General features: G+C 38.0%; 17 protein-coding genes. 6 read left to right on the top strand and 11 right to left on the bottom strand.

Going from position 1 to position 20861, the window contains the following annotated elements; translation table 11 throughout:
* Positions 1–5 precede the first annotated feature (5 nt).
* Genes AC27HL_RS06595 through AC27HL_RS06585 form a run of 3 tightly spaced genes read right to left on the bottom strand, consistent with a single transcriptional unit; the run spans position 6 to position 4112 of the window.
* Positions 6–2456: a bifunctional diguanylate cyclase/phosphodiesterase gene (locus tag AC27HL_RS06595; protein ID WP_487079996.1), complete on the bottom strand. Its 2451-nt coding sequence runs from the start codon at positions 2454–2456 to the stop codon at positions 6–8.
* Between the two features lie 2 nt (positions 2457–2458).
* Positions 2459–3688: a hypothetical protein gene (locus AC27HL_RS06590; RefSeq protein ID WP_487079994.1), complete on the bottom strand. Its 1230-nt coding sequence runs from the start codon at positions 3686–3688 to the stop codon at positions 2459–2461.
* Complete coding sequence (locus AC27HL_RS06585; protein ID WP_487079992.1) at positions 3660–4112, bottom strand: hypothetical protein; 453 nt, start codon at positions 4110–4112, stop codon at positions 3660–3662. The genes AC27HL_RS06590 and AC27HL_RS06585 overlap by 29 nt, the downstream gene beginning before the upstream one ends.
* 292 nt (positions 4113–4404) lie before the next feature.
* On the opposite strand from AC27HL_RS06585, the gene aroQ reads away from it, so the two are divergent.
* From aroQ to AC27HL_RS06565, 4 genes are all read left to right on the top strand, one after another.
* Positions 4405–4860 carry a type II 3-dehydroquinate dehydratase gene (gene aroQ / locus AC27HL_RS06580; RefSeq protein WP_487079991.1) on the top strand — a complete coding sequence of 152 codons (456 nt, stop codon included), beginning with the start codon at positions 4405–4407 and terminating at the stop codon, positions 4858–4860.
* A gap of 61 nt (positions 4861–4921) precedes the next feature.
* Positions 4922–5374 (top strand): acetyl-CoA carboxylase biotin carboxyl carrier protein, encoded by a 453-nt coding sequence (gene accB / locus AC27HL_RS06575; RefSeq protein ID WP_487079989.1) that lies wholly within the window; start codon positions 4922–4924, stop codon positions 5372–5374.
* Between the two features lie 22 nt (positions 5375–5396).
* Complete coding sequence (accC, locus tag AC27HL_RS06570; RefSeq protein WP_487079987.1) at positions 5397–6743, top strand: acetyl-CoA carboxylase biotin carboxylase subunit; 1347 nt, start codon at positions 5397–5399, stop codon at positions 6741–6743.
* Positions 6744–6952: 209 nt separating this feature from the next.
* Positions 6953–7120: an oxidoreductase-like domain-containing protein gene (locus tag AC27HL_RS06565; protein ID WP_487079985.1), complete on the top strand. Its 168-nt coding sequence runs from the start codon at positions 6953–6955 to the stop codon at positions 7118–7120.
* 48 nt (positions 7121–7168) lie between these two features.
* Here AC27HL_RS06565 and elbB read toward each other — a convergent pair whose 3' ends face one another.
* Genes elbB through AC27HL_RS06550 form a run of 3 tightly spaced genes read right to left on the bottom strand, consistent with a single transcriptional unit; the run spans position 7169 to position 10486 of the window.
* Entirely contained in the window at positions 7169–7831 is a 663-nt protein-coding gene (gene elbB, locus AC27HL_RS06560) for an isoprenoid biosynthesis glyoxalase ElbB (protein WP_487079983.1), read from the bottom strand.
* Positions 7828–9021 carry a Bcr/CflA family efflux MFS transporter gene (locus AC27HL_RS06555; protein ID WP_487079982.1) on the bottom strand — a complete coding sequence of 398 codons (1194 nt, stop codon included), beginning with the start codon at positions 9019–9021 and terminating at the stop codon, positions 7828–7830. The genes elbB and AC27HL_RS06555 overlap by 4 nt, the downstream gene beginning before the upstream one ends.
* A gap of 4 nt (positions 9022–9025) precedes the next feature.
* Positions 9026–10486 carry an aminotransferase-like domain-containing protein gene (locus tag AC27HL_RS06550; RefSeq protein WP_487079980.1) on the bottom strand — a complete coding sequence of 487 codons (1461 nt, stop codon included), beginning with the start codon at positions 10484–10486 and terminating at the stop codon, positions 9026–9028.
* A gap of 340 nt (positions 10487–10826) precedes the next feature.
* Between AC27HL_RS06550 and AC27HL_RS06545 the strand changes: the two genes are divergently transcribed.
* Positions 10827–11792: a DMT family transporter gene (locus tag AC27HL_RS06545; protein WP_487079979.1), complete on the top strand. Its 966-nt coding sequence runs from the start codon at positions 10827–10829 to the stop codon at positions 11790–11792.
* Positions 11793–11912: 120 nt separating this feature from the next.
* Here the strand turns inward: AC27HL_RS06545 and speB are convergent, their stop codons facing one another.
* Positions 11913–12725, bottom strand: coding sequence for an agmatinase (gene speB / locus AC27HL_RS06540; RefSeq protein ID WP_487079977.1), 813 nt, complete (start codon positions 12723–12725; stop codon positions 11913–11915).
* Positions 12726–12786: 61 nt separating this feature from the next.
* Positions 12787–15219 carry a zinc-dependent metalloprotease gene (locus AC27HL_RS06535; RefSeq protein ID WP_487079975.1) on the bottom strand — a complete coding sequence of 811 codons (2433 nt, stop codon included), beginning with the start codon at positions 15217–15219 and terminating at the stop codon, positions 12787–12789.
* A 228-nt stretch (positions 15220–15447) separates the two neighbouring features.
* On the opposite strand from AC27HL_RS06535, the gene AC27HL_RS06530 reads away from it, so the two are divergent.
* Entirely contained in the window at positions 15448–16416 is a 969-nt protein-coding gene (locus AC27HL_RS06530; protein ID WP_487079973.1) for a class 1 fructose-bisphosphatase, read from the top strand.
* A gap of 56 nt (positions 16417–16472) precedes the next feature.
* Here AC27HL_RS06530 and AC27HL_RS06525 read toward each other — a convergent pair whose 3' ends face one another.
* From AC27HL_RS06525 to AC27HL_RS06515, 3 genes are read right to left on the bottom strand one after another with little or no spacing between them, the layout of a single operon-like run.
* Positions 16473–18137, bottom strand: a complete 1665-nt coding sequence (locus AC27HL_RS06525; RefSeq protein WP_487079971.1) for an EH signature domain-containing protein — start codon at positions 18135–18137, stop codon at positions 16473–16475.
* A gap of 1 nt (position 18138) precedes the next feature.
* Positions 18139–18801, bottom strand: a complete 663-nt coding sequence (locus AC27HL_RS06520) for an OmpA family protein (RefSeq protein ID WP_487079969.1) — start codon at positions 18799–18801, stop codon at positions 18139–18141.
* A complete protein-coding gene (locus AC27HL_RS06515; protein ID WP_487079967.1) occupies positions 18801–20861 on the bottom strand; it encodes a hypothetical protein in 2061 nt (686 codons plus the stop codon). Before AC27HL_RS06515 ends, AC27HL_RS06520 begins: the two co-directional genes overlap by 1 nt.

Here is a 20861-nt window from a genome sequence, read left to right as displayed (position 1 = left end):
TCATACTAACTTATAGTTAATTCCGAATTAGCAAACACCTTCCATTTTCCATCAATAATTTGCCGGCTGATAAAGTTAAAAAGCTCAGTTTCAGGTATAGGTTTAGAAAAGTAATAACCCTGAATTAAGTCACAATCGTTATCTGTTAGGCTGCGCAACTGTGCTTTGGTTTCAACCCCTTCAGCAATAACTGTTAAACCTAAATTCTTTACCATAGCAATTGTCGACATAATAATTTGGAAATCAGCATGATTTTCTAACATACCAAAGACAAAACTCTTATCGATTTTAATAACATCAACTGGCATACGTTTTAAATAAGCCAATGAAGAATAACCGGTACCAAAATCATCAATCGCGAAACTAAACCCAAGTTTGCGAACTGCATCCATAGTTTCAATGGCTTTATCAATGTCTTTCACTAATGTTTGCTCTGTTAGTTCAAGTTCAAAATTTTTGGCAGGCAAGTCAAACTCTTCTAACAATTCTTCTAAATACATTGTTAAATTTACATCGGCAAACTGAGCAGCAGATAAATTAATTGCAATAACCACATCAGGCAAGCCAATGTCTTTCATACTACTAGAGATTTCAAAACATCTACGTATCACCCAGTAACCAAGTGTAATCATATGTTCAGAATTTTCTAAAATAGGAATAAAGTCATCTGGTGACACCAAACCTCGTTCGGGGTGCTGCCAGCGCAATAAAGCTTCAAAACCATGTAATTGATTAGATTTGGCGGCTAACTGAGGTTGTAAGCTCAAACTAAATTGACCTTTAGCAAGTGCTTGTTTAACTTCACTTTCCATCATCACACGTTGTGCAACACGCTGAAACATACCACCTTGGTAAATAAAATATTGGTCGCCACCATTACCTTTTGCTTCATACATGGCAATATCAGCATGACTGATAAGCTCACTCGCCTGAACCAACTCACCTTCTGTCATCGCAATACCAATACTGCAGGTCACATAAAATAAGCTACTATCAATTTTAATTGGCCGCTGAAAACTTTTTAAGATGGCATTAGCAACCTTTTCAGCATATGCAAGCGATGTACTTTCATTAAGCAGAATAAGAAATTCATCACCACCGAAACGGCAAACAATATCAGCGCTAGCAACACTTAAATTAATGCGATTAGCCGCCTCAATAAGCAGTTTATCCCCTTCGCCGTGGCCATGTGTGTCATTCACCTTTTTGAAGTCATCTAAGTCTAGAAACAACACTGCAATATCATCACTTTGACGACTTGAACTATTTAACGCTTTTCGTAGTTGATAATTCAGCATATTGCGATTAGGAAGCCCAGTTAAAAGGTCGTACATAGCAATATTTTCAAGCTCTTGCGTTTTTTGGGTCACCTCAATATTTAACTGCTCAAGTTCATAACTTAATTCCGTTGTAGCATTCACTAAAATATCAATTTCATCTGGAAAAACTTTGGACTGGCTTATTTTTACTTTTCTAAATTGTTCAAATTCTTTTTTAGCTAACAAAGGTAAAATGTTAGAAAGCACCAATAATCGTTTAGTAAATGGCCCAGCAACAAAGTGGACTAAAAAGGCTATTACAACAAGAATAGCGATGGCTGAAAAAACAAACTGAAGGCGATAAGCTTGATATTTTTGCGTAAATGAGCTGACATCGTCGACTTGTACCATATAAAAATTTTGCGTCTTAGACGCTGCCAAAGATAGTAAATTGATCAAATAACTTTTATCTTGATATTCAATTTGTAGCCCTTCACTTTTAACGCTAATTAAAGATGCTTTTGATTGCTCCCCCATAAACAGACCATTCATTAACTTAGGCGCCGACGATGTAATTAATTGAGCATCAGCCAACTTAGTTTGCTCAGACTTATTAAACGCAACAATTGCCACTTGGTTCTCTAGCGCTTGATTAATAGCAAAAATTACATCAACAAATGATACCGCCATGGTAACTATAGCCATCTCACCTTTAGCATTTAAAATTGGCGTTGAAATTAATTGCACACATTCTTGAATACAACTGAGTTGATAATCTGGAGCACTAGTTTCACTAACACGCTTAAGACTTGCCACTACATCGGCAGACATCGATGAAGATTTAAATATCGGTTGTAAGGACTCTGTTACCAGCCATAAAGATTCAACATTTTGGTTTATCTGCAAAGCATCAAACTGTTGCTCTAAGGCATTAGCTACTTGGTAAAAGTCTATTTGTTCTTTTAAACCAATAATATCGGTAAAAGACTCAAGCCAACTACCAACTTGCTCACGAACAATACGACTTTGCAAATCAAATTGTGCCTGACTTTGTCGTAACTTATTCTCTTGGTATTGTTCAAACTCCTGATCAAGTCGTGAAATAGATAACATTGAAATTGCAAGGCTCAGCAACATCAATGCGCTAACAACAAGAATGAAGAACTTAATTGATACACTAACAAAACGAAATTTCATAGTTAGAACCAATACATAAATTGAATAGCCCAAACTTGCCAATTCTTACTGTCATTGGCGATTGGATCAGGCTGTACAACAGGAGAAAGCCTTGCTCCACCTTGCATCCAATGATATTCAGCATTAATTCTAAAGTTATTGGCAACGTCATATGTTAGACCAATCATAGTATCGTTATGGTAACCAAAATACGCGGGAATCAATCCACCACTATTTTGCGCTAATTGGCTACCATTTTTATCATCTTTATTACTGTAAAAACGCTCAGTTCGAAACAAGACGGAAAGCTCTTTTTGCAACTGATAACTTGCTTGAGCATAATAGCCTTGCCCTATAGTGTCACGATGAAACCCTGGAAAATAGAAACCATCGGTCACAAGACGCTCTTGCACTAGCTCAGCACTAAACTGCCAAAACTCACCTTCGTAAAGAGCACTAGCAGTATAAAATTGAAGCGTAAAATCACTATCAAAAAAATTATCTATTTCTGCCTGCTGATAACTAAACGACGCATCATTTACTGACATACCAAATCGCCATTGTGAATATGGTGGACGCCAATAAACACTAAGCTGAGTATCTAAATCATGCTCTACTTTACCTAATGCAAATTCACCAACAACTACATCAGCTTGTTCATCAGAAAAAGAGCTCTTGCCACGACTGAAATTAAAATCAAATTCTCCCAATTCATCATCGTTGTAAGTGAATTTGGCAGCTGCGCCATCACCTCCAACACCCAAATCTCGCAGACCATCAAAATAAGTTACTTGTGGGATAATAATTGAAGGGCGAGCGAAAGGAACATCGCGAACGCTTGAATATAACCAATGAATATTTTTAACTCGGCCAAAATAGAAACTTGCCTGCCATGCGTCATTATGAAAAGCATCCCATTCAAGTAAAAGGTAATCTAATCTAAGTCCCGGGTGATAACGATTGCCGCCATTAAGGTAAACAACTTGCCCCGCCACCCTATAGTCATCATTAATCTGATACGAAGCATTTAAACCAACTTCCGTTAATTCAAAAGATACGCTCTCGTCATCATTAATATAATTACTACCATCAGCATCGATAACACCTTGAGCAATAAAACCATGCACCTGTAAAGACTTATTATCAATCTCTGCTGCAGTAGCAGCTAATGCCACACTTACACTTAATATTGCGCTTATTGAATAAGACAACACTTTAGTCGGTCTAATCATCAATTTTAATGATGTTAACATCGTCGACCTCCGATATATTTTCCACATAACCAATAGCACCTTTTGTCGATTTTACCGCTTCGACTAGCTCATTTTCATTAGCAACTTCTATGGGAGCAACACCATAACCTGAGAACGTTAATTTATGCCAAATACGATCCAACTGATAAGGAAACAGTCGCAACTGCTCTTTACAAAACTTCTGATGAATTGTGTTCTTACTCGACAAAACATAAACCACAATAGGCGTACCGTTTTGCCAATGTACTTGGCGCATTGAATAAATTCGGCGCAACTGAGTCGTCGACAACGAAACAGTTTCGGCCGTAATATTTGAAATAATATTTATCGCTTGTACTTGGGGGGAGGTGAGCAAGACAATAAAAGCAATTTGAGTAAATATAGCTTTAATAATTTCATCCTTGTTTTTAACAGAGAACGACATGACTACATTTAACCTAAGATACAAGTTCCATGCACTAAGGCTAAATCAATGAATTAATTAAAATTCCTACATTATTTAGTTTAGTAAACTTATTCTAACTTACAATACATTATCTCCTTAAAATTCCCACTCAAGTGATTAGACCAGTATTTTGCTGCTATATTCTGCGAAAACACTATAATAATCGGCAAATGAGATTAATTTGCACATTATTGCTTAAATTAATACAAAGTCATATATAAATATGACATGATGACGACATCAATTAACGTTATAGGTGTTTTTACCGAAAATGACTACAAAGTTTAACATTTTAGTTTTAAATGGCCCTAACTTGAACATGTTAGGTAAACGTGAACCTGAAATTTATGGTTCGTTGTCATTGACTGAGATTATGACAAATATACAGGCTCTTGCCAATGATGCCAATATTGCGCTTGATCACTATCAGTCAAATGCTGAACATATTTTAATTGAAAAAATTCATCAAAGTTTTCAAAAAGTTGACTTCATAATCATTAATCCAGCGGCACTTACACACACCAGTGTAGCGCTTCGAGATGCACTATTATCGGTTAATATACCTTTTATTGAAGTCCACTTATCTAATGTACACGCGCGTGAAGCGTTTAGACATCACTCGTTTTTATCTGACATCGCTATTGGCGTTATCAGTGGGCTAGGTGCGAATGGTTACCAATATGCATTAAATGCGGCCATTTCACACTTAGAAAATAATAACCATTAAAGTAAATTATATACTTTAGTGAATTAACACATAAATTTAATAATTATCAAAAGGTATTCACATGGATATTCGCAAAATTAAGAAGTTAATTGAATTAGTAGAAGAGTCAGGCATCAACGAATTAGAAATATCTGAAGGCGAAGAATCTGTACGTATTAGTCGTGGCGGTTCTGTTGTTCAGTCTGCACCTATAATGCAAGCAGCACCAGTAGCAGCACCTATTGCCGCAGCAGTACCTGCAGCTACTCCGACTGTTGAAGCAGCTGCACCAGCATTAACTGGACACATTGTTCGCTCACCTATGGTAGGTACTTTCTATTCTTCAGCTTCTCCAGATGCACCGGCATTTGTAGAAGTAGGTCAACATGTTAATGCAGGCGATACCTTATGTATTCTTGAAGCAATGAAAATGATGAACCAAATTGAAGCCGACAAATCTGGTGTTATAAAAGAAATTTTAGCGAATAACGAAGACGCTATTGAATTTGACCAACCGCTATTCATCATTGAATAAGCCCAACCATAAGGGTCATTCCATGTTAGAAAAAGTCGTTATCGCCAACCGAGGCGAAATTGCACTAAGAATATTACGTGCATGTAAAGAGCTTGGTATTAAAACGGTCGCTGTGCATTCAACAGCCGACAGAAACTTAAAGCACGTATTATTAGCCGATGAAACAATTTGTATTGGTGAAGCATCAGCGCTTAAGAGTTACTTAAATATTCCAACAATTATCACCGCTGCTGAAGTAACTAATGCTGTTGCTATTCACCCTGGATACGGTTTCCTTGCGGAGAATGCCGATTTTGCTGAGCAAGTTGAACAGTCAGGTTTTGCCTTTATTGGCCCAAAAGCGGAAAGTATTCGCCTAATGGGTGACAAAGTTTCAGCAATCAAAGCTATGAAATCTGCTGGCGTTCCTTGTGTTCCTGGCTCAGATGGTCCATTAACCGACGACGAAGCAACAAATATTGCTCATGGTAAACGTATTGGTTACCCAGTAATTATTAAAGCTTCTGGTGGCGGTGGTGGTCGCGGAATGCGTGTTGTGCGCAGTGAAGAAGAATTGATAGAAGCAATTGCATTAACTAAAAATGAAGCACGTGTAACTTTCAATAACGACATGGTTTACATGGAAAAATTCCTTGAAAACCCACGCCATGTTGAAATTCAAATTATGGCTGACGGCCAAGGCGGAGCGATTCACTTAGGTGAGCGTGACTGTTCAATGCAACGTCGCCACCAAAAGGTTGTTGAAGAAGCTCCGGCACCAGGTATTACGCCTGAAATGCGTGCTAAAATTGGTGAACGCTGTTGTAACGCATGTATCGAGATTGGTTACCGTGGCGCCGGTACTTTTGAGTTCTTATATGAAAATGGCGAATTCTACTTCATTGAAATGAATACCCGTATTCAAGTTGAACACCCTGTAACCGAGATGATCACTGGCGTTGACTTAATTAAAGAACAACTTCGTGTTGCTGCTGGTCAACCTTTATCTTATACCCAAGAAGATATTAAAATTGCAGGCCACTCAATAGAGTGTCGTATTAATGCTGAAGACCCACGAACTTTTATTCCTTCACCGGGTAAAATTACACGTTTTCACCCACCAGGCGGTATGGGTGTACGTTGGGATTCTCATATTTATGCCGATTACTCGGTACCACCACATTACGATTCTATGATCGGCAAACTTATTACTTATGGTGACAACCGCGATGTAGCTATCGCTCGTATGCGCAATGCTTTAAATGAGTTAGTTATTGACGGTATTAAAACCAACATTGCCTTACACCAAGATATCTTAAATGATCAAGGCTTTGTTAACGGTGGTGCCAATATCCATTATTTAGAAAAGAAACTTTCTGAATTTGAATAACATCTAGGTTATCCACTAGTAAAAAGCTCTGCATGCAGAGCTTTTTTTATGTCAAGATGACAGTATTAAGCGATTACATGGATGTAAAAGAGCTGTTATCTCATGGATGACCGTATTAAGCGATTACATGGATGTAAAAGAGCTGATATGTTTAAATTAAATGGTATTATTTATCTCAATAAAGGCACATTCTGCAAAAGTAAAAATTAATGACTGAATTATTAGAAAAACCTTTACCACCTGCCGATGACGATTGTTGCGGCGGCGGTGCTTGTAATCCTTGTGTATGGGACCATTACTATGCCGAACGTAAAAAATGGCGCTTACAGCAAGTGGAATTAAAAGCAAAACAAGAGCAAGAAAATGCCGATAAGTAGCATTTTTCTTGCTATCAATGCCTTAGTTAAGATCTAGCTAATAACACGCTATTTTGATTGAGCCAATTGCATAACTTTAGTAACTAACTTATTAATACCACTTGCAGCTTCTGTCATCGTTGTTGCTAGCATGTATGCAGGCGTTGACACTAGCTTTCTTGCTTCATCTGTAACAATATCATCTACTTCACAATCTTTATGCGCCAGTCCAATATTTGTTAATGACTCTGCAATTGCGATATCTTTACCGATAGTTGCTTGCGCGTCGTCGCCATAAATTAGCGGGATCATGGTTGGTGCAATACACATATAACCTGCAGGCTTTCCTGCTTTCGCAAATGCTTTACAAGTAGCTAATACTTGCGCATTAACTGATAGGTTTTCACCATTTATAGCAAAGTCTGATAAATTCTTTGCAGCACCAAAGCCACCTGGAACGATTAAGGCATCAAACTCATCAATATAAAACTCTGATAAGTCTTCCACATCGCCACGCGCGATACGGGCAGATTCTACCAACACGTTACGCTGCTCATCTGCCATCACCTCACCTGTTACATGATTTATAACGTGATGTTGATTGATATTCGGCGCAAAACAGCGATACTTTGCTCCTGCCTGTTCAATAGCCAACAAAGTTAATACGGCTTCATGTATTTCACTACCATCATAAACACCACAACCAGATAAAATTACTGCAATATTTTTCACGTTTCTCCCTCACTCTTCTCTAACACTCTACGCATAAGTTGACATAGTAAAACCATATAAACAGCACCAGCCATTAATAAAGCAAATGGTAAAGCAGTGCCATTATAAAATACAGCTAAAATAGGACCCGCTAAAGCACCTATACCGAAACGTAATGTACCGTTAACTGCTGTCGCTGTACCTGCATGCTCAGTAAACTCTTGTAATATTAGGGCATTAGCATTAACAGAAATTATCGATAAACTCCCCATTAGTGGCAGTATGACGACAACGTGATACATCAAAGGTAAAGAGAATATATTTGCCAATACTAAGCTGCTTACAGCAATCACAGCTAGCAGTATGCCGTAATAAAGCATTTTTCTGGAGCCAACTTTTGTTACCACACGCGTATTAACAAAGTGTGCTGTCATAAGCGCTAAAACATTTATGCCAAACAGCACACTAAATTCGAATTCAGAAACCTTAAATACGGTTAAATAAACAAATGAAATTGCCGTTATATAGGCAAAAAATGCAAGCGAGACCATCATGGAACTCATTAAATCTAAACGCGCTTTTTTATTACCAAAAACTATTTTATAGCGCGCTATTGTCCGGTACTTTATTGCTGTTTTTTGTGAATTAACGTCAGGCAAGAAAAACGTACCTAATACTAAGATAACTAAAGCATACAAAGCTAAAATATAAAATATCATCTGCCAGCTATGCAGTAATAGTGCACTACCAATACTGGGGGCAATCATAGGAGCTAGCATCATAATCATACTTACATACGACAAGCCTTTTGCCGTATCCTTACCATATAGCTGATTAATAATTCCGGGCACCACGACAGTAGCAGCACTACCAACAAATGCTTGCATAAAACGTAAGACAATAAACTGCTCTATACTCTGAGCTATGGTCAGCAATAAAGTCGTTAGCATAAAGCCAGTTAAACCAATCATAACCAACTTACGCTTATCGTGTTTATCAGCCATAGGCCCAAACACCAACATGCCTAACGCATAACCAAAGAGGTAAATACTTAAACTATTCTGCACTAATGGCATTTGCGTAGAGAAATGAGCAGCTAAGGTTGGCATAGCTGGTAAATACATATCTATCGCCAACGGCGACACAGCAATAATGGCTGCCAGTAGCGGCAACAAGTATTTTAATGATATTTTTATTGAGTTATTTAACACTCGATTAGATCCTAGTTTTTTGTGGATCTGGATATTGATGCACAAGCTTGCCTAATGTTTGAATGGCTTCATCAATTCGTTCACACCACTGCACACCAAAACTTATTCGCATATAATTTTTATACTTTCCTGATGGTGAAAAGATCTCACCTGGTGCGAAACTAACGCCCTGAGCAATGGCCTGACTAAAAAACTGACTGGTATCAACATGGGAGCGACATCGAACCCATAGCACACTGCCACCTTGTGGCTTTGAAATACAAACTTGCTCTGGAAAATGTTGTGCGACTAACGCCCGCATACGTTCACAGTTGTAACGTAAGGTTTTGCGCAATACTTGTAGGTGCCTGTCGTACTCACCACTCATTAAATAATCAGTTAATGTCCACTGCTGCAACATAGGCGTTGAGCATGACTGCGCCCGCTTAATGCGTTTAGCTTTCTCTTCAAATTTCCCCGGCAATAACCAACCAACGCGGTAACCTGGCGCTGCTGTTTTTGAAAAAGACGAACAAGTCAGTACTAAGCCTTTTTCTGAATATAGCTGTGCGGAAACGGGCCTTTTTTCGGTAAAGTACAGGTCACTGTATACTTCATCTTCAATCAGCGGAATATTATTGGCTTCTAATAAGGCCACCATATCTTGTCGCTGTTTATCTGTCATCATAGAGCCTAGCGGATTATTAATGGCCGTAGAAAATAAACATGCTTTCACTGGATGTTGCTGAATAACTGCTGCAAGTTCAGATATACAAACGCCATCTTCTGGGCAGGTATACACTTCTACAACTTTCATCCCCAGGCTTTCAATTAATTCAATTAAGCCAAAGTAGCAAGGCGACTCAACGGCAATAATATCGCCTCGTTCTGCAACACATTGCAGTGCTATTGATAACGCTTCTTGTGCACCGTTGGTGATGATCAAATCTTCATGATTTACCAGTACCCCTTGTTCTTGATAACGAAATGCTAAATTCAGTCGTAACTTAGGATCGCCATTTACCGGCCCATAACTTACTGCTTTTTCGGAAACACGGCTAATTACCGAACGCATTAACCTAGCAAGTGCCTTATCAGGCGGGTGTGCATGAACCGGGTTAGAAATCCCTAAGGCAACAGAGTCCGGCATATGCACAGCATCATATACTCGTTCAATTAAGCTACGGCATGAAACTTCAGATGGTTCACAACATGCCCACTTGGCACGTCGTGGTAACAAGGTGCGTGCTTGTTTAGCCTTCAAGTAATAACCCGACTGCGGCCTTGCTGAAATAGCCCCTTGCCGCTCAAGTTCAACATAGGCTTGCTTAACCGTTGGCACGCTAATATCAAATTGGCGACTGAGTTTACGCAGGCTAGGTAATTTATCACCAGGGCGTAAAGCACCGCTTTTGGTTTGGTGCTCAACAAAATCGATAACTTGTTGGTATAAAAACTCCGGTGCAGATTTATCAACTAATCGCATAACTGTATAGGTTGCATTTTCATTTTTTTGTATATGTTATTAAAACAAATAACCAGTAGACTGTCTATTCAATAACACAGTTTCGCTAGTTTTCATTCTTGGAAACAAGTAACGAGGTGAGGCACATGACATTTGTATATATCGTAAAAACAGTTTTATCAAAATGGATTAATACCTTATCAAAAAGAGGTTTTAGTACTGCTCTCGTTAGACAAGAAACACAAATGCCAATGCATATTATTTGTAAGGATGCGCCAAATAACCAGCAAAGCTGTTGTCCCAAGTAACTCTGTTTAACGCTAGCAATGCCATCATTGCTAGCGCATATTAAGGAAGAAATATGAATAATACGTTTTTGTATATCATTACGGTATTGATATGGGGTTCAACCTGGATCGCCATAAATTATCAGCTAGGTGATGTAGCCGCTGAAGTATCACTCTTTTATCGGTTCGGCTTAGCGGCATTGGTGTTATTTACCTACTGCCAATACAAGCAAGTATCGTTGAAATTTTCCGCTCGCCATCACTTACAGTTTTTCCTGTTCGGCATTACATTATTCGGCTGTAACTATTTGTTTTTATACTCAGCACAGCAACATATAAATTCTGCATTAACCTGCATTGCATTTTCAATGATCATGTTTTTTAACGTCTTTAATGCTCGTATTTGGTACGGCACTAAAATCACTAAGCAAGTTTATATTGGTGGTACGCTTGGTTTGGCAGGCATAGTTATTTTATTTTGGCCACAAATAAACAATACCCAACTAGGCACAGAAACGTTAATGGGACTAACGCTATGTATTACCGGAACGTTATTCGCATCCACCGGTAATATGCTGTCTATGAAAAACCAGAAAATGCAGATAGCATTAATGCCGGCAAATGCATGGGGAATGGCCTATGGTGCAACATTTATGGCGCTGTTGGCACTATTTCAAGGCAAAGAATTCAGCTTTGACTATTCAATACCATACATTACATCGTTGCTGTATTTATCAATATTTGGCTCAGTAATCGCTTTTGGTAGTTACTTAACGCTACTTAATCGCATAGGGGCTCATAAAGCTTCCTATGCCTCCATTATGTTTCCGGCTGTAGCTGTAGTTATTTCTACGTTTGTTGAGGACTTTTCTTGGACGCTATTCACCGTTGCGGGTTTAAGCTGTATTTTAGCTGGAAACTTGGTGGTGTTGATGAAGCCTAAAAAAGGAGCATCTAGTAAAAATAAAATGGGAATTAGAGGAAAAGACGCTACAGAAGCTAATGTAAATCAAAAAAACTTGAATACTGAAGCGATATAATAGGGTCTTATGACTTTCCAAATGGTCAATTTTTTGTGCTAAGTACACTTATATTAAGTGCCAATTGCACGGCGGTGCTGAATTCCTTCCTTTTCAGCACCGTTTTTTCTTTTGTTACTTTCACAACCTAAGTAGCATTTTCCCTGCAACTTCTTTGACAAGTTTTGCTACAAGTTGCGAGGTCATAGCATCAATATCTTTATTTGGATTAAATTCCACAATGTCAGCACCAACCAGTGGTGTATTAATTTGGTGTATTAAATTAATCACTTCACGTGTTGATAAGCCGCCGGGCTCTCGGTGTGAAACACCCGGCGCAAAAGCAGGATCTATACCGTCTATATCTAACGACAAATAAACAGGGTGCTCAAATATCAAAGGCTTGGCTAATGGCCAATGTCGCATCTCAAGTGATTCAACTTGGAACTTGGCTATTTGCTGCTCTTGATGCAAGTTTAGAGTTCTAATGCCTACTTGTACTAGCCTGTCACATAAACCATCTTCCATCACGCGCGCAAATGGGCAAGCATTAGAGTAACGATTACCCTTAAATGAATCATATAAGTCTGAGTGGGCATCAATATGTAAGATAGTTAATTTTGGAAAGTACTTACGGTAACTTTTCAGCAACGGGTAACTAATACTGTGGTCCCCACCAAGGGTTAGTATTCGTGTATTATTTTTAAGTAATTTATCACAATGTTGTTCAATATCGCCTAAAAAGCTATCCGCTGTTTTAATGTCAACATCGCCCGCATCAAGCCAACGCTTTGACTCTCGAAGGTTGATACCTAGCTCAGTTGAGCCATTTAGTGAACCGCCATGTAAAACTTTGCGAATTGCTGAAGGAGCTAACGCAGGCCCTCGCTCAAATGATGAGTTTTCATCAAAAGGGACGCCAAGTAATGCTACATCAAAACTGTTATTACTCATGATCTGCCTTTTTATTCTCTATTTAACGCCAAAGCTATTAAATAGAGAATATATCAAACGATTAGTTACCAATAGGTGAGCCTGGTGGCAACTTAATTTTAGACTCAGGCAATGATGATTTATCATGACTTAAACTGTAATCAATTTGCTTAGCTAACAAACTAAAATGTGCACGTGAGCCTTTGTATTTTCGGGTACTGCGTTTATCAGTCAACCACTGAGATAATTCGGTTAGTGTTAAATACACCTCGGCGCGAACTTCCGGTACAACATTTTGGCTGTGCCATAATGTTAACAAATGCTCAACAAGCTGCTGATTGACCCGCTGCTGTACTAGTAACGAAGTTGATGTTTGCGGTGCAGACTGTATCGTTGCATCAACGACTTTATTTAGTAGCTCCTGCACAGAAGGAACACTTTCATCCAACATAGCTTGCTGTTGTAATCGAGCCAAACGTTCTGCATTTAACAACAGCGATAAAGTATGCTTGGCACTTGCTTGTGCAGCGCTGATCGGGTCAAAAGTTATACCTGTGTGGCCATTAAAGCTTTCACGTGTTCGATAATAACCATAGGCCTTAGGTGGAATTAGCGCAGTAATACTCGCTGGCACAGCTAAGGTGTTTGGCGATAAGGTTTTCAAAAGTGCTGTCAACGCTTCATCTTGTAAATTGCCGGCGACCATTTTTTGTTGGTTATTAAATTGTTCACTACGTAATTGATAGCCATAGTCAACACCAGCGATTAGCTTAGCCGTAGCTTCAACTTGGAAACGATGAAAGTTGTAAATTGGCACTAAAACTTCTTCAAGCTCCGACATTGGTGTACCTATTGGAATACTTTTTAAGCCAAAGTTTTCTAACGCCAGCTTCCTAACCTTTAATACGCGTGTTAATTCTTGTGCGGCATTTTCGCCGTTATCCCACAAGTGTCCTGTGCCATGTGCTCCTGATTTCGGTCGAGCATCAGGGTCAGAAACATATTGCAAACCTTGTTGTTGTGCATGCTTAACTAACTCTGCAAGGTATTGCGCTTCCTGCTCTTTTTTTACATCCGCATATCCGTAAGCAATAACAAATTTATCCCAGTCACCTATGTCTTCGGCATAAGCATTTTCTAAACTAATTTCATCGTTTTTAATGGTGATCAACGGATGCGGATAATCCATCACCGATGCACGGTCGTTCACACTGGCAGCAAAATTATGTGCTATGCCTAACGTATGACCAACTTCATGAGCTGATAACTGGCGAATACGCGCTAACGCCATTTCTTTCATGGCACTGGTATCTGTGTCTACAGTTTCAAAAGGTGAAGTTAATCCAAGAGCAATCAGATAATCTTGTCGTACTCGCAAAGAGCCTAAAGTTACATGGCCTTTGATAATTTCTCCGGTACGCGGGTCAATAACCGAAGAGCCGTAAGACCAACCTCGCGTTGCTCTATGCACCCACTGAATAACGTTATAGCGAACATCCATCGGGTCAGCATCACTAGGTAACATTTTTACTTGAAAGGCATTTTTATAACCTATAGCCTCAAAAGCTTGATCCCACCAACGAGCCCCTTCAAGTAAGGCACTTTTTACTGGCTCTGGCACACCTGCGTCTAAATAGTAAACAATAGGCTCTATTGCCTCACTAACTTGAGCATCAGGATTTTTCTTTTTTAATCGATGACGTGGAATATCACGTTTAATTAACGGCTCATCAATAGCACTGGCATAGTCCGCGTATGAGTTTTCCCAAAAACCACTATATGGATGAAATTTTCGAGTTTGATAGCCATCATCAGGGAGTTTAATAAGTGAGTGGTGCAGGTTTACAGTAACAGCACTTGCATCAGGCGTCACTGAACGTAAGTAAGCACCCGCTTTTGAACCTTTATATGTTACTGTGGCCTCTAGCTCAGTATTATTTGGAAACGCTTTACTTCGTTTTTCATAAACAGCACTACGTGATACATCAATGCTAAAATTTCCCTGCTTAGTGCGCTTTAATTTCGCCGATAAGTTATGGATATCCGATAACAAGAAAGGCGTGTAATCAATAAGTGTTTTTTTATTATTTTTTGAGCTACTGCTAACTTTAAATCCCCAAATAATAGAACTGGCAAACGCCTCATCAATCGCTTGTTTTTCTAATGTATTTTCGGTATTGGCGCGATAATAAGTATTAAGTTGGCGCAAAAACACCTTGTCACCTACTCTTTCAAAACGTACTAAACGCGTATCCCCTAGCTGACCACGATCTAAGCCAATATCATTCGAGCCGACACCATGCGGTAAACTACTTTGAAATAGAAAGTCTTCATTAAAATTGTCTATTTCTAAAAATACTTTTCCTGTTTTATCGTCAAGATAAAAAGAAAAAAATCCTTGTTGATGCTGCATACCGTCAATAAAATCAGCGTAGCTTGTTTTATCGTTTGCCCATACTTGTGCAGCGAGAGCACTACAAACAAATAAAACCATTACCCTAATGAAAAACCTCATTTCATATCCTTGCTGTCAATAAAATTAAAATAATTAGAAGTACTGAAAATACTCTTATTCTTGTTATAATCGCTGTAAAAGTAATCTTGAAAGTTTTCAAGATTACTTAATACCATAATTAAAGCAACTTTTGATGCCTTGATATTACATCATACCATCGAAAACAAAATACAATATACAATTTACTCTGATAAAATGAGTATGACTTTAAAGTGATTAGGTAACCCGATGCAACGACTAGCTCCAGCTTTACGTGAAGATAATGTACCGTTAGATTTAATTTCATTAATAAAAACTATTTTAGCTGCCACCAAAGAAATTTCATTTCGTGTCAGCCAAGCACACTTGGGCGGCTTAATGGGCTCTACTTTGGATGAAAACATTCAAGGTGAAGTGCAAAAGAAACTTGATGTGGTTGCCAATGAACTTTTCAAAGATATTTTATTAGAGTCTGGTTTTGTTAAAGCCATTTCATCTGAAGAAGAAGATACTTCAGTTGCTGGTGATAAAAACGGCAAGTTTATTGTTTCATTTGACCCACTAGATGGTAGTTCAAATATTGATATCAACTCATTAATCGGCACGATTTTCTCAATTCATGAAGCGCCAGCCGATATGGAAGCTAACGACCCTGATATGTTCAAACAATCGGGTAACAAACAAGTTTGTGCAGGTTACGTACTATACGGCCCATCAACCATGTTAGTGATGACAACCGGCAGCGGCACACACTTTTACGTTCTTGACCGAACGCATGGTGGTTATTTATTGGTTGAACGTAACGTACAAGTACCACAAGATACGCAAGAATTTGCTATTAACATGTCAAACCAACGTTTTTGGCAAGCGCCAATGCAAAACTACATTAGAGATTTAATTGCAGGTGATACTGGACCGCGCGGTAAAAATTTCAACATGCGTTGGATCGCGGCTATGGTTGGCGATATTCACCGTGTATTAACACGCGGCGGTTTATTCACTTACCCTGCTGATAACAAAAACCCTGAAAAACCGTACAAATTACGCTTAATGTATGAAGCCAACCCTATGAGCTTCTTGATCGAACAGGCCGGCGGTAAAGCCATGACCAGTCAAGGACGTATTATGGATATCGAGCCAACTGACATTCATCAACGTGTTGAAGTTATTATGGGTTCAGCCAACGAAGTCGATGCATGCTTAGGTTATTACAAATAGTATTATACTAATAATAGAGGACAAGGAGGGGGAATACTTCCTTATCCTCTATTATTTTAAAGTACTTTTAAATCCGAATTACGACCTATTTTTATTGGGCGCCCATCAGATAATAATACAATAAGAAAACTTTCATCTATTTCTTTCACTTCAACGAAGTGCTGGCCTAAAAATTTTAACCTTTGCCCTACGTAAAAGTTATTTTTTCCTCTATTAATTCTTTCAATGCCACCACGATTTTTTACATTATTTAAACGTGAGCTATTTAAATAACTTAACGCATCCTCTCTTTTTCTAGACTTCATAGCTGACAAGTTAGGCAACCCATTACTGACAGAGTAGTTTTGATAGAATAGGGGAGCAGTACCATCAGGATCTTTTATCAAAAATTTCTTCAACTTACTATCAGGAAAAATACTGAATTGAGTACGCAACATTTTCTCACATGAGTTTTGCCAGTACACTAAGTGGTCATGTTCCTTTAATGCGCTAAAGTGTTCTAGTTCATCTACATATAATTTCTTTGACTTTAGTAACGTATCAATAGTTTTTTCACATTTAAGATAAACCTTAAGAGAACTCGATCCTCCTCTTAGGTATTCAACAACAATATGTTTCTCAAACTCTAAAATACACAATTCTGTTTCATATCTCTCATGCTTGAAACCACTTAAAATTGAATGTTCAGGGATGCTTAAACCAAAATTTTCAATTATTTTTATCGTTTTTAGTGGCATGAAAATTTTGAAGCTTTTAAAGCGTGTTTGATAGTTTGACCAAAACGTTACCCGACTTTTAAGCTGCCTAATTTCACTAGCTGTTAAACTTAAAGCCTCTGCTAGTTCTGGTGCTGTAATTTGAAAAATAAATTTTTTAAAATCATAAAAGTAAACCTTTCCAAAAGCTTCTTTTAACTGACTTTGAATATTAGGTTCGAGTTCCCCCCAGCGCGAATTAAGAGTATGGGTACCATATCTTTTTTTAATATACTCAAACAAAAGTGAGCATTCTAATAACTGTTCCGGTGTAGAAGCAAGAATTAGTCTACTAATCGCTTTATCACGTGATAACGTTGGATATGACGAGATTATTTGAAGGTAATTTTCAGATAACTTAGAAATGCCTTGTTTGATTAAAGCCTTTTCAATATTTTTATCTGATTCCACAGCAAAATTAATATTACTCGGTAAGCCTAACTGGGATAGTAATGCCTTCGATGAAATGGCGCTTTGTAAAGCGTAGTAAGCTAGCTCGTCTGCTTTACATTCACTAACAGCGAGCAACACCTGTACCTTTTTTTTATCAATATTCTTTATATTTGTTAAGTTAACTTGTAAATTATCCATTAACATTTGAGGTAGCATATATTTTTGTCCATCAAAATATAAACACATTCGCCAAAATGCTATTTGTCTAACCTTTTTCTGTTGCCTAATTTCTTTCCAAATTAAATTTCTATATTTAACGTTTTGATTAATGGCTTGTTGACCAAAAAAGTTTTCTGCTTCAAAAATAGTGAACCACTCTAGCAGAGAAATAGTATGGGACTCATTTGCACTTAAAGCAGATAACAAAGAGCTAATACTTCGGGGGGGAACCTCTGGCAATACGAGTCCTTTGAATAGCTCCTCATCAATGTCATCTGCGAAGTCTTTAGCGACTTTAAGCATTTTACTTGCTCTAACAATTTTAGGTGGAGCAAGATTAATTAGCGTCGCCATATTATCGATTTAGCCTGAGTACTTCATTGAATGCGTCTTCAGATTTAAACTGCATTTTGAAAATAACTTTCCGGTCTGTCTTTTGACCTTTTTTACTATTCGCATCCATTGGCCCTCGCCCCGCCACCTGAATTTTTTTCAAAAACTCTTTTTTATGAGCACCCAATGCAAAACTATTGATGTATTGGTAGACACTATTAGCTCTTCCCAAACTTAACTGCATATTATAAGCCATAGCGCCATCTGAGCTTGTATGCCCCTCAATAATTACCCGTGTGATCTCTTCACTTATATCTCGGTTACTAAAAATAACATTGCTATAGATAGGTATAAACTGGCTAAGAAATAACTTACCTTCTGGTTTAAGTTCCTGCTCATTAAAGCCAAATAACACTGAATCCAATAATGTAATATCACCTGTTTCTTGGTTAATTTCCGCATTAATTCCATTAGCATTAAATTGTTGCTGCAACGCTTGAATAACAACTATACGTTTATTTTTAGTTGCTTCTTGCGCTGTTTTTAATTGAAATAAAGTAACGACAACCAATAAAGCAAAGATCATCAATAAACCAGACATTAAATCACTTATAGAAAGCCACTCAGTGCCTTCAACTTGCTCTTCATACTCCTGCTCACTTAAGCTAGGTTGATTAACTTTCATCAAGAAACCTCTTCTTGCTCGTGCATCATTCTTCGCTGAGTTTCAGAAGTAATCAAGTATTCGGCAGATTGCAGTAAACGAGTATGTATTTGTGAAGATGCTTTATCCATTTCTGTGAAGAACTCTTCATGCGATACGTTCGCACGATCAAAGTATCGATTGAGCTCATTCGGAATTTGTTCAAGTAACTCTGCAAATAGCTCTGAAGAGCTTGAATACGATTTTTCTAACTTCCCGACTTGCAAGCCGATAGATTTAGCAGTTTGCTCAACTTGGTTGATATGAGAGCTTTCCATCAACTGTACAGCCTGTGCTAATTGATTCGCAACTTCGACAGACTTTTGCATGTTAATTAAATTTGTACTTAGCTCTTCACCTAACTCTTTTCTTCGGGTGTATTCTTCTATAAATACGTCGTTACAAGATTGAACCACTGTTGCTAGCCCGTCTCTTTGCTGACCTAACGTGCTTTCAAGTAGATTATTTTGTTCGTTAAAGAATGTTGTTAAGCTTTCTTGGTAAGTCATTCTAAAGTTATTTAGCTGTTCTGTGACCGTATTTTTAGTCTCAATAAGCACATTATCAACGCTGCTTAGTGTAGAACTAAGGTTTTCACGCGCATTATTCATCAATCCCGTGGCGGTTTCCCCCACTTGCTCAATAATTTTCACTTGTTCAAAATGAGATTTCTGACTTTCTTCAAGTAATGTTCCGACACGTTCAGCAGTATTATCCAACATTTCTTTTTGAACTGTCGCTTGCTTAGTTAAAGATTCTTCAAGGTTTTCCTTAATTCCACTAAACGTCAATGCTGCTTGATTTGCACTGTCTTGGAAGGCATTTTTTTGTGCATCCATTGCTGTGATGCTCGACTTCACAGCACTATTTAATTGCACTGAAACCCCCTCAAGAATAACCTTAGTATCCGTTTGAAAACCACTTAAGATCCCTCGTAAATCATTTGAAAAACCAGATAGTTGCTTCATTGTTTCTTCTTGGAAAGATTGAATAGTACTTACCGCACCAGCCAATTTAGAGGAAATATCACCTAATTCATCATGCAACTTTGTTACCGCTTTGGTTGATTCTTTTACAAGGGTTGAAGTCTCTGATATTTGATTTGATAAAGGTTCAATAACTTCAGTACGTAGCTGAGTCATTATTGCTTGAATAACCTTCTCGCCATTGTCCTGCTTTATCTCTCTCAATGATTTTAGCTCAGCACTTATTTCACTAAAAACTGGTACCATCTCAGAAGTAAATATTTTGTCTAAACTATTGGAAAGATGCTCCCCAATTTTATCAGCATCAAAGTTATCGGCAGCTCGTTCAAGTGAACTCCCCATAGAAAGAAGTGACTCTGAAGCTTCTGCGCTTTTTTCTGCAGCAGCAACTTGTTTATTTATTGCTTCATCTTGAGCCCCTCCTGCAAGTTTATCTAAATAATCAGTTATTGATTCAAGACGAAAGTCATTATTGAACTTTTCTATTAGTACTGCGAATTTGTTCTTCGCTACCTTAGTGATTCCTTTCAATATGAAAATTAAGGCTACCGATGATACTAGGCCTACCAATGAGGTAATAAAGGCCATATCCATACCGCCTAAAAGCGTTTTCACACCTTCAAACATTTCAGCTGAGTCACCATTTAACTTACCCTGAATACCTGAAAGACCTAGCACTATCCCTAGAAACGTGCCTATGACACCGATACTAGTTAAAATACTCACTACAAAACGATACTTACAGTTATCAATATTGTGTTTAATTATATTTGGATATGCAGATAAGAGTGTTTTACTTCCGTCACTTTTAAGTTTAGAAAAATACCGTGCTTTTAGGTTTTCATCTTGTTTATTAAGCTGCTCACCATTCTCAAGCTTTTGTGATAAGTTTTTAAATGTTGTGACTGTCTCTCTAAGCTTTGAATATCTATTTAATAGAAACTTAATTTCGAGGATTATTGCAGCGAAAAATAAGCCTCCAATAATAAACGTTACCATTTGAGTAAGCTCATTTTTACTTGCCATATCATACATATGGCTCAATGTTTCTATCAT

It is taken from the genome of Colwellia aquaemaris, assembly GCF_057548755.1.
The sequence above is the reverse complement of the archived record's forward strand: the minus strand, read 5'-3'. Positions and strand labels throughout refer to the sequence as shown.

Bases quoted from the DNA above. Each gene is read 5' to 3' on its own strand.
- AC27HL_RS06595 (WP_487079996.1), bottom strand. From the start codon at position 2,456: ATGAAATTTCGTTTTGTTAGTGTATCAATTAAGTTCTTCATTCTTGTT.
- AC27HL_RS06590 (WP_487079994.1), bottom strand. From the start codon at position 3,688: ATGTTAACATCATTAAAATTGATGATTAGACCGACTAAAGTGTTGTCT.
- AC27HL_RS06585 (WP_487079992.1), bottom strand. From the start codon at position 4,112: ATGTCGTTCTCTGTTAAAAACAAGGATGAAATTATTAAAGCTATATTT.
- aroQ (WP_487079991.1), top strand. From the start codon at position 4,405: ATGACTACAAAGTTTAACATTTTAGTTTTAAATGGCCCTAACTTGAAC.
- accB (WP_487079989.1), top strand. From the start codon at position 4,922: ATGGATATTCGCAAAATTAAGAAGTTAATTGAATTAGTAGAAGAGTCA.
- accC (WP_487079987.1), top strand. From the start codon at position 5,397: ATGTTAGAAAAAGTCGTTATCGCCAACCGAGGCGAAATTGCACTAAGA.
- AC27HL_RS06565 (WP_487079985.1), top strand. From the start codon at position 6,953: ATGACTGAATTATTAGAAAAACCTTTACCACCTGCCGATGACGATTGT.
- AC27HL_RS06550 (WP_487079980.1), bottom strand. From the start codon at position 10,486: ATGCGATTAGTTGATAAATCTGCACCGGAGTTTTTATACCAACAAGTT.
- AC27HL_RS06545 (WP_487079979.1), top strand. From the start codon at position 10,827: ATGAATAATACGTTTTTGTATATCATTACGGTATTGATATGGGGTTCA.
- speB (WP_487079977.1), bottom strand. From the start codon at position 12,725: ATGAGTAATAACAGTTTTGATGTAGCATTACTTGGCGTCCCTTTTGAT.
- AC27HL_RS06535 (WP_487079975.1), bottom strand. From the start codon at position 15,219: ATGAGGTTTTTCATTAGGGTAATGGTTTTATTTGTTTGTAGTGCTCTC.
- AC27HL_RS06530 (WP_487079973.1), top strand. From the start codon at position 15,448: ATGCAACGACTAGCTCCAGCTTTACGTGAAGATAATGTACCGTTAGAT.
- AC27HL_RS06525 (WP_487079971.1), bottom strand. From the start codon at position 18,137: ATGGCGACGCTAATTAATCTTGCTCCACCTAAAATTGTTAGAGCAAGT.
- AC27HL_RS06520 (WP_487079969.1), bottom strand. From the start codon at position 18,801: ATGAAAGTTAATCAACCTAGCTTAAGTGAGCAGGAGTATGAAGAGCAA.
- AC27HL_RS06515 (WP_487079967.1), bottom strand. From the start codon at position 20,861: ATGATAGAAACATTGAGCCATATGTATGATATGGCAAGTAAAAATGAG.